The sequence below is a fragment of the Streptomyces sp. NPDC054849 genome (genome assembly GCF_053610945.1).
This window is the reverse complement of sequence record NZ_JBSGZI010000013.1, coordinates 100,131-112,366: the sequence shown is the minus strand read 5'-3', so window position 1 is coordinate 112,366 and position 12,236 is coordinate 100,131. Positions and strand designations below refer to the sequence as shown.

The 12,236-nt window shown below is 70.7% G+C and carries 11 protein-coding genes and 1 riboswitch; of the genes, 4 read left to right on the top strand and 7 right to left on the bottom strand.

The genetic code is table 11. The features are described 5' to 3' along the window. Positions 1-65: 65 nt before the first annotated feature. The 4 genes from groL to thrC form a co-directional block, all read right to left on the bottom strand. Complete coding sequence (gene groL, locus ACWGIF_RS09025; RefSeq protein WP_319724454.1) at positions 66-1,688, bottom strand: chaperonin GroEL; 1,623 nt, start codon at positions 1,686-1,688, stop codon at positions 66-68. Between the two features lie 428 nt (positions 1,689-2,116). Beyond that, positions 2,117-2,323, bottom strand: a complete 207-nt coding sequence (locus tag ACWGIF_RS09020) for a cold-shock protein (protein WP_030009783.1) — start codon at positions 2,321-2,323, stop codon at positions 2,117-2,119. A gap of 417 nt (positions 2,324-2,740) precedes the next feature. Continuing rightward, the gene (locus tag ACWGIF_RS09015) at positions 2,741-3,019 is read right to left on the bottom strand and encodes a MoaD/ThiS family protein (protein ID WP_453493237.1); all 279 of its coding nucleotides are present in this window, start codon (positions 3,017-3,019) and stop codon (positions 2,741-2,743) included. A gap of 35 nt (positions 3,020-3,054) precedes the next feature. Next, positions 3,055-4,329 carry a threonine synthase gene (gene thrC / locus ACWGIF_RS09010; RefSeq protein WP_453493234.1) on the bottom strand — a complete coding sequence of 425 codons (1,275 nt, stop codon included), beginning with the start codon at positions 4,327-4,329 and terminating at the stop codon, positions 3,055-3,057. 17 nt (positions 4,330-4,346) lie between these two features. After that, a riboswitch (SAM riboswitch) is annotated at positions 4,347-4,504 on the bottom strand. Positions 4,505-4,689: 185 nt separating this feature from the next. Here thrC and ACWGIF_RS09005 point away from each other — a divergent pair. Both ACWGIF_RS09005 and ACWGIF_RS09000 read left to right on the top strand, forming a co-directional pair. Further along, on the top strand, positions 4,690-5,640 hold the full coding sequence (locus ACWGIF_RS09005) for a glucosyl-3-phosphoglycerate synthase (RefSeq protein WP_453493252.1): 951 nt from the start codon (positions 4,690-4,692) through the stop codon (positions 5,638-5,640). Positions 5,641-5,686: 46 nt separating this feature from the next. Beyond that, positions 5,687-7,147 (top strand): alpha,alpha-trehalose-phosphate synthase (UDP-forming), encoded by a 1,461-nt coding sequence (locus tag ACWGIF_RS09000; protein WP_453493231.1) that lies wholly within the window; start codon positions 5,687-5,689, stop codon positions 7,145-7,147. A gap of 136 nt (positions 7,148-7,283) precedes the next feature. On the opposite strand, the gene otsB is transcribed toward ACWGIF_RS09000, so the two are convergent. The 3 genes from otsB to ACWGIF_RS08985 all read right to left on the bottom strand — a co-directional run bounded on the left by otsB (position 7,284) and on the right by ACWGIF_RS08985 (position 9,868). Next, positions 7,284-8,132, bottom strand: coding sequence for a trehalose-phosphatase (gene otsB, locus ACWGIF_RS08995; RefSeq protein WP_453493228.1), 849 nt, complete (start codon positions 8,130-8,132; stop codon positions 7,284-7,286). A 39-nt stretch (positions 8,133-8,171) separates the two neighbouring features. After that, complete coding sequence (locus ACWGIF_RS08990; RefSeq protein WP_030031449.1) at positions 8,172-8,408, bottom strand: DUF3263 domain-containing protein; 237 nt, start codon at positions 8,406-8,408, stop codon at positions 8,172-8,174. Between the two features lie 155 nt (positions 8,409-8,563). Continuing rightward, positions 8,564-9,868: an ABC transporter substrate-binding protein gene (locus ACWGIF_RS08985; protein ID WP_453493224.1), complete on the bottom strand. Its 1,305-nt coding sequence runs from the start codon at positions 9,866-9,868 to the stop codon at positions 8,564-8,566. Between the two features lie 176 nt (positions 9,869-10,044). On the opposite strand from ACWGIF_RS08985, the gene ACWGIF_RS08980 reads away from it, so the two are divergent. Both ACWGIF_RS08980 and nagA read left to right on the top strand, forming a co-directional pair. Beyond that, the gene (locus ACWGIF_RS08980; RefSeq protein WP_453493249.1) at positions 10,045-10,977 is read left to right on the top strand and encodes an ROK family protein; all 933 of its coding nucleotides are present in this window, start codon (positions 10,045-10,047) and stop codon (positions 10,975-10,977) included. After that, complete coding sequence (nagA, locus tag ACWGIF_RS08975) at positions 10,977-12,128, top strand: N-acetylglucosamine-6-phosphate deacetylase (protein WP_453493221.1); 1,152 nt, start codon at positions 10,977-10,979, stop codon at positions 12,126-12,128. Before ACWGIF_RS08980 ends, nagA begins: the two co-directional genes overlap by 1 nt. The last annotated feature ends 108 nt before the right edge of the window (positions 12,129-12,236 follow it).

The following is a 12,236-nucleotide window of genomic DNA, read 5'->3' as shown; positions in this document are numbered from 1 at the left end:
CCCCGCGGGGGGTGCCGCCCTCGTTCGAGAACAGCCGATCAACCAGTGGCCGGAGCCGGGGTCGATCAGAAGTCCATGTCACCGCCCGGCATGCCGCCCGGGGCGCCGGCGCCGGCCTTCTCGGGCTTGTCGGCGATGACGGCCTCGGTCGTCAGGAACAGCGCGGCGATCGACGCGGCGTTCTGCAGAGCGGAGCGCGTGACCTTCGCCGGGTCGATGATGCCCTCGGCGATCATGTCGACGTACTCGCCGGTCGCGGCGTTCAGGCCGTGACCGATCGGCAGGTTGCGCACCTTCTCGACGACGACGCCACCCTCGAGACCACCGTTGACGGCGATCTGCTTGAGCGGGGCCTCCAGGGCGAGCTTCACGGCGTTGGCGCCGGTCGCCTCGTCACCCTCGAGCTCCAGCTTCTCGAAGACCGCGGAGGCCTGCAGCAGGGCCACGCCACCACCGGCGACGATGCCCTCCTCGACGGCCGCCTTCGCGTTGCGAACGGCGTCCTCGATGCGGTGCTTGCGCTCCTTGAGCTCCACCTCGGTCGCGGCACCGGCCTTGATGACGGCCACGCCGCCGGCCAGCTTCGCGAGGCGCTCCTGGAGCTTCTCGCGGTCGTAGTCCGAGTCGGAGTTCTCGATCTCGGCGCGGATCTGGTTCACGCGACCGGCGACCTGGTCGCTGTCACCGGCACCGTCGACGATGGTGGTCTCGTCCTTGGTGATGACGACCTTGCGGGCGCGGCCGAGCAGGTCGAGACCGGCGTTCTCCAGCTTGAGGCCGACCTCCTCGGAGATGACCGTGCCACCGGTGAGGATGGCGATGTCACCGAGCATGGCCTTGCGGCGGTCGCCGAAGCCCGGGGCCTTGACGGCGACGGACTTGAAGGTGCCGCGGATCTTGTTGACGACGAGGGTGGAGAGCGCCTCGCCCTCGACGTCCTCGGCGATGATCAGCAGCGGCTTGCCGGACTGCATGACCTTCTCCAGGAGCGGCAGCAGGTCCTTGACCGAGCCGATCTTGGAGTTGACGATCAGGATGTACGGGTCGTCGAGGGACGACTCCATGCGCTCCATGTCGGTGGCGAAGTACGCCGAGATGTAGCCCTTGTCGAAGCGCATACCCTCGGTGAGCTCCAGCTCCAGACCGAAGGTCTGGGACTCCTCGACGGTGATGACGCCTTCCTTGCCGACCTTGTCCATGGCCTCGGCGATGAGCTCGCCGATCTGGGTGTCGGCGGCGGAGATGGAGGCCGTCGAAGCGATCTGCTCCTTGGTCTCGACATCCTTGGCCTGGGCGAGCAGGGCGGCGGAGACGGCCTCGACGGCCTTCTCGATACCACGCTTGAGGGCCATCGGGTTGGCGCCGGCGGCCACGTTGCGCAGGCCCTCGCGGACGAGCGCCTGGGCCAGCACGGTGGCGGTGGTCGTACCGTCGCCCGCGACGTCGTCCGTCTTCTTGGCGACTTCCTTGACCAGCTCGGCGCCGATCTTCTCGTACGGGTCCTCGAGCTCGATCTCCTTGGCGATGGAGACACCATCGTTGGTGATCGTGGGGGCGCCCCACTTCTTCTCAAGGACGACGTTGCGACCCTTGGGGCCAAGGGTGACCTTGACGGCGTCGGCGAGCTGGTTCATCCCACGCTCGAGGCCGCGGCGGGCCTCCTCGTCGAACGCAATGATCTTGGCCATCTGAAGTGGTCCTCCCGGACAGCGGTGGATTGCTCCCAGGACCGCGCCCGCGCCCGCGACGGACGGCCTGCGTGCCCGGCGGTTCCTTCCCACCGGACCCTGCGGGCCTCACCGACCCGGTCCTCGTTCAGTAGCACTCTCACCGGGAGAGTGCTAATGCCAATGATTAGCACTCGACCCCCGAGAGTGCAAGCGGCTTCGAAGAAGCCCCGGTGGGGCGTGGCGGTCGGGCGAGGGGTGGGCGCAAGCGGCTTCGGGCGACGCCCCGGGACTCATCGGGCGACGCCCCGGGACTCCCGGCAACGCCCCGGGACTCCCGGCAACGCACAAGGGGCCCGCATCCCTCCTCAAGGATGCGGGCCCCTCGTATGTGTGCGCGTACGCGGGTGCGCGCGTACGTGTCGCGTCGGTGGTCGATCGCTCCAGGACTAGCCGAGTGCGAGCTTGACCATGTCCGCCTGCGGACCCTTCTGGCCCTGCGAGATCTCGAACTCGACCCGCTGACCCTCTTCAAGGGTGCGGTATCCGTCCATCTGGATGGCGCTGTAGTGGACGAACACATCCGCACCACCGTCGACCGCGATGAAGCCGTAGCCCTTCTCCGCGTTGAACCACTTGACGGTGCCCTGAGCCATGCCTAACTCCCCTATTACTGGCCCTTGCGCGGGAACGCACTTCGCGTTCCCGGGTCAGAACTTGCGTCGGAACGCGTCGACCGAGGCTGAATGTATCTGCGCGAGTGCTGTCTGCAACAGGTCAATCCGACGAGAAATCTGGACACCGAGAAACATTGAAATAGAGTGAAAATTTGGCATCTTGCAGGGCAACTCGGGCCTGACATATCTCGCCAAAGCCCCATACCGCGCTTGCACATTGGCCCGATGTCGACCCTCGCGCGGCCCGCTCATATGCGGCGGGCAAGAACAGCGGAGGGGACTTCCCCAACCCTACCGCGCCCAATCAAGCAGAATTGCCCCCTCCGCTTTTAGCGGAGGGGGCAATTTCGGTTTACGCCTGTCGCCTGACGGGCGATCAAAGACCGATCCAGGGGATCAGCAGCCGCCCGCGACGGCCGGGATGATCGAGACGCCGGCGCCGTCCGGCGTCGCCGCCTGCAGCCCGCCCTCGAAACGCACGTCGTCGTCGTTCACGTAGACGTTCACGAAGCGACGCAGCCTGCCCTGGTCGTCCAGGACGCGCGCGGCGATGCCCGGGTGGCTCTTCTCCAGGGACTCGATGACCTCGGCGAGGGTCGCGCCCTCGGCCGGGACCTCGGCCTGACCGCCGGTGTAGGTGCGCAGGATGGTGGGAATGCGGACGTTGACGCTCATGGCGCTACTGCCTTTCCGGTAGAGCAGGGGGAGGGTCAGGCCAGGCCGGCGGCGCGGAACGCGTCCAGGCTCGGGCGGATGGTGGCGGTCTGCCCGCTGTCCGCGGCCACCGCCTCCAGGGTCTTGAGGCCGTCGCCGGTGTTGAGGACGACGGTGGTCAGCGTCGGGTCGAGCTGCCCGTTGTCGATGAGCTTCTTCGTCACGCCGACGGTCACGCCGCCCGCGGTCTCGGCGAAGATGCCCTCGGTCTGCGCGAGGATCTTGATCGCCTCGACGACCTGCTCGTCGGTGACGTCCTCGACGAAGCCGCCGGTGCGCCGCGCGATGTCCAGGACGTACGGGCCGTCCGCCGGGTTGCCGATGGCCAGCGACTTGGCGATGGTGTTCGGCTTCTGCGGGCGGACCACGTCGTGACCGGCCTTGAAGGCGGTCGACACCGGGGAGCAGCCCTCGGCCTGGGCGCCGAAGATCTTGTACGGCTTGTCCTCGACCAGGCCCAGCTTGATCAGCTCCTGCAGACCCTTGTCGATCTTCGTCAGCTGTGAGCCGGACGCGATCGGGATCACGATCTGGTCGGGCAGCCGCCAGCCGAGCTGCTCGCAGATCTCGTACGCCAGGGTCTTGGAACCCTCGCCGTAGTACGGGCGCAGGTTGACGTTGACGAACCCCCAGCCCTCGCCCAGCGGATCGCCGATGAGCTCGGAGCAGAAGCGGTTGACGTCGTCGTAGTTGCCCTCGATGCCGACCAGCTCACCGCCGTACACACCGGCCATGACGACCTTGCCCTGCTCCAGGTCGTGCGGGATGAACACGCAGGAGCGGAAGCCGGCCCGGGCGGCGGCGGCGCCGACCGCGCCGGCCAGGTTGCCGGTGGAGGAGCAGGACAGGGTGGTGAAGCCGAAGGCGCGGGCGGCCTCGACGGCGATGGCCACGACACGGTCCTTGAAGGAGTGCGTCGGGTTGCCCGAGTCGTCCTTGACGTACAGCTTGCCGGTGACGCCGAGCTCCTTGGCCAGGTTCTCCGCGTCCACGAGCTTGGTGAAGCCCGGGTTCAGGCTCGGCTTGGAGGCCACGTCCGAGGGGACGGGCAGCAGCGGCGCGTAGCGCCAGATGTTGGGAGGGCCGGCCTCGATCGCGGCGCGCAGGGCCTCGGGGTCACCGGTCGGAAGGTCGTAGGCGACTTCCAGCGGTCCGAAGCACTCGGCGCACGCGAAGATGGGGCCGAGTTCGAAGCGGGTACCGCACTCGCGACAGGAAAGGCCGGTGGCAGGTCCGAGATCAACAGAGGTGGCGACAGTCTGTGCAGCCATGATGGCGAGGCCCTTTCTCCTCATCTTCCCCATGGCGCACTTCGCCATGAGACGGAATTGGCACCTTCCCTAGCCGGGGACCTCGCTGACGTCGCTTGACGAGCGATCGCGAGAACCGACTGGAGGGTTGCCGGGGCTTCAACGGGCCGTGTCCCTCTGCCCCTCTGGATGAGCGGTATGGCACCGGCACACGCGCTCTGTGGCGCGCCGGTGCGTTTGTACGCGGGGACCCCCGGCATGCGGTGGTCCTTCGCGTTGTTCAAGACTGTAACCGAAGGCCCGGGCGGTTGAGACAGGCGTCCGAACCGCGAGATGGATCACATAACGGCAGATATTGCCGACACGCAGGGAGTGCTGAGGGTGCTGGAAGAGGTGGAGCGCTGGCTGGCAGACCGCTCCTGGTCAGCCGCCGACCGACCGCTCGACCAGCTGCTCGACCGGAAACGGGCGGCCGGGACCACGGTCAGCGTGGTGCTGCCCGCGCTGGACGAGGAGGCGACGGTCGGCGCGATCGTCGAGGTGATCCGGCGTGATCTGATCGAGGGACTGCCCGTCCCGCTGGTCGACGAGTTGATCGTGGTCGACTCCGGCTCGGCCGACCGTACCGCCGAGGTCGCGGCGAAGGCCGGAGCCCGGGTGGTGCACCGCGACGAGATCCTGCCGAGGATCCCGGCCCTGCCCGGCAAGGGCGAGGTGCTGTGGCGCTCGCTGCTGGCCACCAGCGGGGACGTCGTCTGCTTCGTCGACGCCGATCTGCGCGACTTCTCGGCCGACTTCGTCTCCGGGATCGTGGGTCCGCTGCTCACCGAGCCGGACGTGCAGTTCGTCAAGGCGATGTACGACCGCCCGCTGGGTGACGCCCCCGGCCAGGGCGGACGGGTGACGGAGCTGGTCGCCCGCCCGCTCCTCAACCTCCACTGGCCTCAGCTCGCCGGCTTCGTCCAGCCGCTGGGGGGCGAGTACGCCGTACGCCGCTCCCTGCTGGAACGGCTGCCGTTCCCCGTCGGGTACGGCGTCGAGCTCGGCCTGCTCGTCGACGCACTGCACACGGTCGGGCTGGACGCGCTGGCCCAGGTGGACGTGGGCGTACGGCTCCACCGCCATCAGGGCGGACAGGCGCTGGGCCGGATGGCCGCGGCGATCTACCGCACCGCCCTGGTGCGGCTCTCGCGCGGGCACCTCGTACGGCCGGAGCTGACGCAGTTCGAGCGCGGCCCGGACGGCTTCATACCGCGGACGTACCCGGTGGACGTCGAGGAGCGGCCGCCGATGGCGGGCATCACGGAGTACGCGCGACGCCGCGTGGCGTGACGATTGCGGACGTTTGAGCGAGCACGGGCCGGGCTAGGTTGGCCGCATGGCTTCTCAGGTACTCGTTGCAGCGAACCGCGGCCCGCTTTCCTACGCCCTCTCCGACGACGGCACGCTCAGTGCCCGGCGCGGGGGCGGCGGTCTCGTCTCCGGACTCTCCGCGGCGCTCGCGGAGCAGCCGGAGGCGCTGTGGATCTGCGCGGCCCTGTCGGAGGCGGACCGTGAGGCGGTCCGCCGGGGTGTCGCCGAGCCGGGCGTCCGGATGCTGGACATCGATCCCACGATGTACGACGACGCGTACAACGGCATCGCCAACTCCGTGCTGTGGTTCACCCACCACCACCTCTACGACATCCCGCGCGAGCCGGTCTTCGGCGCGGAGTTCCGCCGGCAGTGGGCCTCGTACGTGGCCTACAACCGCGCCTTCGCCGAGGCCCTGGCCGAGGAGGCGGCGCAGGGCGCGGCCGTCCTCGTGCAGGACTACCACCTGGCGCTGGTGCCGGGTCGGTTGCGGGAACTGCGGCCGGACCTGCGGATCGGGCACTTCACGCACACGCCGTGGGCCTCGCACGAGTTCCTGCTCATGCTCCCGGACGACATCCGGAGCCAGCTGGTGTGGGGGATGCTCGGCGCGGACCGGCTGGGGTTCCACACGGAGGGATGGGCGGCCAATTTCATCAGCGGCGCCGCCATCGACGACGCGCGCGGCGTCGCGGACCCGTTCTTCCCCCGGGACGGCCAGAGCGGGGTGCACCACCGCAGGATGACCGCGGACGGGAGCCGGTACGGGGAGAAGCGGTTCACCGCGGTGACCCGGTACCCGCTCGGGGTCGACGCGGACGAGCTGCGGGCGCTGGCGCACCGGCCGGAGGTGGACGAGAAGCTGGCGCAGCTGCGGTCGGAGGTCGGCGACCTGAAGACGATCGCGCGGGTGGACCGGACGGAGCTGTCGAAGAACATCCTGCGGGGCCTGCTCGCGTACCGGGAGCTGCTGACGGTCCACCCCGAATGGCGCGGCCGGGTGGTGCACCTGGCCTCGGCGTACCCGTCACGGCAGGACCTCGCGGTGTACCGGACGTACACGGAGTCGGTGCGGGAGCTGGCGGCGGAGATCAACGCGGAGTTCGGGACGGCGGACTGGCAGCCGGTGCTGGTGTCGGTGCAAGACGACTTCGCGCGCTCACTGGCGGTCTACCGGATGGCGGACGTGGCGCTGGTGAACCCGGTGCGGGACGGGATGAACCTGGTGGCGAAGGAGATCCCGGTGGTGTCGGAGGCGGGGTGCGTGCTGGTGCTGTCCACCGGGGCCGGGGCATACGAGGAACTGATGCAGGACGCGCTGACGGTGAATCCGTACGACGTCACGCAGACGGCGGAGGCGTTGCACGCGGCGCTGTCCATGCCGGCGGATGAGCGGGCGGAGCGCACGAAGCGCCTGGCCGCGGCGGCGACGGCCCTCCCGCCGACCCAATGGTTCGAGGCCCAGCTGTCCGCTTTGCGAGGCTGACCGCCCACCCCCTGGGGCTCCGCGATTCCAGCCCCGCCGGCGTTTGAGGCGATCTTTCAAGCGCCGCCGGCGTTTGAGGCGCGGGGGTCCGGGGGCGGGCCCCCGGGCAGCGGCGCCGCACCCCGCAGCGGAGCGGTCAGGCGCGCACGGCCACGGCCAGCTCGGCCAGGAAGGCGGCCACCGCACCGGGTCCGGGCAGGACGAGGTCCGCCCGGGAGGCCAGCTCGGGAACCTCGGCCGAGCCACTGCACACCAGCAGCCCCGGCAGGCCCTCGGCCCTGCGCTTCTCGACCGCCGAGTACGCCGCCAGGTCACCCAGGTCGTCCCCGGCGTACAGCACCGCCTCTGCGTCCCGCTCCGCCAGGAACTCCGCCAGGGCGACGCCCTTGTCCATGCCCGGCGGGCGCAGTTCCAGGACCGCCCGGCCCGGCTCCACCATGAGCCCGTGGCGGGCGGCCAGCTCGGCCAGGGGTTCGCGCAGCGCCGCGAAGGCCGCCGCGGGGTCCGAGGCCCGCCGGGTGTGCACCGCCAGCGCGCGGCCCTTCTCCTCGATCCAGGTGCCCCGCCAGGCCCCGATCGATTCGAGGAATCCCGGCAGCTCCGCCCGGACCGCCGCCACCCCGGGGTGCTCGGCGGGGGCGTGGACGAGGCCGGTGACGGCGTCCCACCGTTCGGCCCCGTAGTGGCCGAGGACGACGAGGTGTTCCAGTCCGGGGACCCCCGCGAAGCCCCCGTAGCGGACGGCGACGCTCGCCGGCCGGCCGGTGATCACGGCGACCGAGTCGACCTCGGGGGCGAGTGCGGAGAGAGCCGGGACGGCTCCGGCGTGGGCTCGGGCCTGGTCGGGGTCGGGGACGATGTCGGCGAGCGTGCCGTCGAAGTCCAAGGCGACCACGGACCGGCGGGGTGCACGGAGCAGGGCTTCCAGTCCCTCGCGTCCGGCTGCGGTGACGGGCGTCGGCAAGTCGTGCGGAAGGCTCCCCATACGCACGACCCTAACGGCCCGGCGCAGCGACGGCTACGGCTATCGCCGGGCCCGCTGGGCCTCTCGGATCCGGCGCAGCCGGTTGACCGTGCCCGGTGCGTGGGCCAGCGCCCGGGGGTCGTCCATCAGCGCGTTGAGGAGCTGGTAGTAGCGGACGGGGGTCATCCCCAGCCCTTCGCGGATGGCCCGCTCCTTGGCTCCGGGCCCGGGCCAGGTGCGTCCCTCGTACGCGAGCACCGCGGCCTCCGTGGCCGTCAGCTGCCCCTCGTCCGTCATACCGCCAGATTAACGCCGACCTCCGACAGCAGCCCCGCCGCATCCGGCCCTCCGCACCGGGCCTCCCCACCAGGCCGCCGAGCCCAGCCCCGCCCCGCCCCAGCCCAGCCCCCGGCCCGGCCCGACACCACCTCGGCCCCTGGGCGCGGCCCCCGCTACCGCGGGTCCGCCGCCCGGGCGGTCGTGGCGATCTCCTCCAGCACCTTCGCCGGCTGTCCGCCCGGCTGGACGGTCTTGCCGATGTTCTGCTTGATGTCCTCGCTGACGCCTGCCCATGACTTCTTGCCGACCGGGTACAGCCGCGAGCTGGGCAGCGCCGCCAGGAAGGTCTTCAGCTGCGGCGCCGAGCCGCCCGTGGCGGCCTGCTTGGCCTGGTAGCCGCTGGTGGTGGCCGGCAGCAGGTCGTACATCTCGGTGAAGGCCGTCACGTTCTTCGGCTGGTACAGGAAGTCCAGGAACTTCCCGGACTCCTGGCGGTGGCCGGTCTTGAAGGCCATGATCCAGTCGGCGACGCCCATGGCCGACTGCTCGCTGCCGTCGGACGTCGGCAGCGGCACCATGCCGTACTTCACGCCCTTGGAGTCGGCCTGCTTCAGCAGGGTCGGGTGCCCGTTGAGCATGCCGACCTCGCCCTTGGTGAAGGCCTCGAAGGCGGCCTGCCGGTCCAGCTTGCCCGGCTCGACCGGTCCGGTCAGCCCCTGCCCGACCATCTTGTCCCGCAGGAACTCCAGCGTCCGGACGTTGTCGGCCGAGTCGATGGAGTACGCCTCTTCGTTGTCGGTGTAGCCGCCACCGCCCGCGAGCATCCACATCATCGTCTCGGCCTGCGCCTCCTCGCGGCCCAGCGGCAGCGCGAGGGGGGTGGGCACGCCCGCGGTCTTGAGCTTCTTCGCCGCGGCCTCCAGGTCCGCCCAGCTCTTGGGCTGCCAGCTGCCGGCCTTGGCGTCCTTCGCGATCACGCCGGCGTCGGTCAGCAGCTTCTCGTTGTAGAAGAGCAGCCGGGTGCTGGCCACGAAGGGCAGCCCGTACTGGACCTGCTTGACCTTGCCGGCGTCGGCGAGCGGTGCGAGGAAGTCGGCCTCGGTCTTCACGGAGAGCAGCTCTGCGGCCGAGTGCAGCCTGCCGGCGGCCGCGTAGTCGGCGTAGGCGCCGATCTGCGCGATGTCGGGGGCCTTGCCCGCCTTGACCATCTCCGCGACCTTGGCGTCGACCTCGGACCAGGAGTAGACGCTGACCTCGACGTCGATCCCCGGGTTGGCCTGCTCGAAGGCCGTGGCCAGGTCCTTCCAGTAGGCCACCGAGGAGTTCTGCGGATTGTCCCCGTAGTCGGCCGCCACGACCCGCAGGGTCACCTCGTTGTTCCCGGTGAGTCCGCCGACGGCTCCGCAGCCCGTCAGCGTCACGCCGGTCAGACACAGCGCGGCACCGGACGCGGCCAGCCTCAGGTAACGACCCTTCACAGTTCTCGATCCACCCCTTGTTGTACGTACGATCCACGTAAGGTCTACACCACTTTGGCAGCTCGTCCACATCGGGCTCCCGACCAGGGCCCCCAATTTGTATGGCCACTCAACAATCCCCCTCAATGGACTAGACCTTTCCCCGCCGAGCACGCGAGACTGTCTCTGTGAAACCCGTGAAACACGTCATCGCCCTCGATGTGGGCGGCACCGGGATGAAGGCCGCCCTCGTCGCCGGCGACGGCACTCTGCTCCACGAAGCGCGCCGCGCCACCGGCCGCGAACGGGGCCCCGACGCCGTCGTCGAGACGATCCAGGACTTCGCCGCCGAGCTGCTCGACACCGGCCGGCAACGCTTCGGGCGGGCCGCCTCGGCCGCCGGAGTGGCCGTTCCCGGCATCGTCGACGCCGACAACGGGATCGCCGTCTACGCGGCGAACCTCGGCTGGCGGGACGTACCGATGCGCGCCCTGCTCAGCAGACGCCTCGGCGGCATCCCGGTGGCCCTCGGCCACGACGTGCGCACGGGCGGACTGGCCGAGGGCCGCATCGGCGCCGGCCGGGGTGCCGACCGCTTCCTCTTCGTCCCCCTCGGCACCGGCATCGCCGGCGCCATCGGCATCGTCGGCCGCATCGAGGCGGGCGCCCACGGCTACGCGGGCGAGATCGGGCACATCGTGGTACGCCCGGGCGGCCCCGCCTGCGGCTGCGGCCAGCACGGCTGCCTGGAGACCCTCGCCTCCGCCTCCGCCGTCAGCCGCGCCTGGGCGGCCGCCTCCGGCGACCCCGAGGCCGACGCCGCGGACTGCGCCAAGGCCGTCGAATCCGGCGACGCCCGCGCCCGGGAGGTCTGGCTGGCCGCCGTCGGCGCCCTCGCCGACGGGCTGGTCACCGCGATCACCCTGCTGGACCCGCACACGCTGATCATCGGTGGCGGCCTCGCCGAGGCGGGGGAAACCTTGTTCACACCACTACGGAAGGCCGTGGAGGAGCGCGTGACGTTCCAGCGGCTCCCCCACATCGTGCCGGCGGCCCTCGGGGACACCGCCGGATGCCTGGGCGCAGGGCTGCTCGCCTGGGACCTACTCGCCACGGAGGTACCTGCCTGATGTCCGGAAGCGCACACAGCACCGTTCTCTCCGGCGCCAGGGTGGTGCTGCCCACCGGAACCGTGGCGGGCGGCCGGGTCATCGTCGACGGCGACCGCATCGCCGGCAGCGCCCACGAGGGCTCCCGGATCGTCGACCTGTCCGGGCACTGGATCGTCCCCGGCTTCGTCGACATGCACAACCACGGGGGCGGCGGCGCCTCGTTCACCTCCGGCAGCGCCGAGGACGTCCTCAAGGGCGTGCGCACCCACCGCGAACACGGAACCACCACCCTCGTCACCTCCACCGTCACCGGCGACCTGGCCGAACTGGCCCGGCGCGCGGGGCTGCTCGCCGAGCTCACCCAGCAGGGCGAGATCGCCGGCATCCACTTCGAGGGGCCGTTCATCAACCCCTGCCGCAAGGGCGCGCACAAGGAGGACCTGCTCCGCGACCCCGACCCGGCCGAGGTCCGCAAGCTGATCGACGCCGCCCACGGCGCCGCCCGCATGTTCACCCTCGCCACCGAACTCCCGGGCGGCCTGGACTCCGTACGGCTGCTGTCCGAGCACGGGGTCATCGCCGCGATCGGGCACACGGACGCCACGTACGAGCAGACGCGCGCCGCCATCGACGCGGGAGCGACCGTCGCCACCCACCTCTTCAACGCGATGCCGCCCCTCGCGCACCGCGAACCCGGCCCGATCGCCGCGCTGCTGGAGGACGAGCGGATCACCGTCGAGCTCATCAACGACGGCACCCACCTGCACCCCGCGGCGCTGGAACTGGCCTTCCACCACGCGGGCGCGCACCGCGTCGCGCTGATCACCGACGCGATGGACGCGGCCGGCTTCGGCGACGGCACCTACCACCTGGGCCCGCTGGAGGTCGAGGTCAGGCAGGGCGTGGCCCGGCTCGTCGAGGGCGGCTCCATCGCCGGCTCGACGCTCACCCTGGACACCGCCTTCAAGCGCTCGGTGACCCTCGACCGGCTGCCGGTGGAGGCCGTGGTCCAGGCGATCTCCGCCAACCCGGCCAAGCTGATCGGCCTCTACGACGAGATCGGCTCGCTGGAGCCCGGAAAGTACGCGGACCTCGTGGTCCTGGACGCCGGGTTCGACGTCAAGGGCGTCATGCGGCGTGGCGAATGGGTCGTCAGCCCCCTCGGCTGAGGGGGTATCCGACGGCCAAGCGGCGGTACGCGCGACGGCGGTGGGCCCCGGGGCTGGGCCGACCGCCCCGTCTTTGGCATGATCCCGGCAGCAACAGACCCGGGAGTG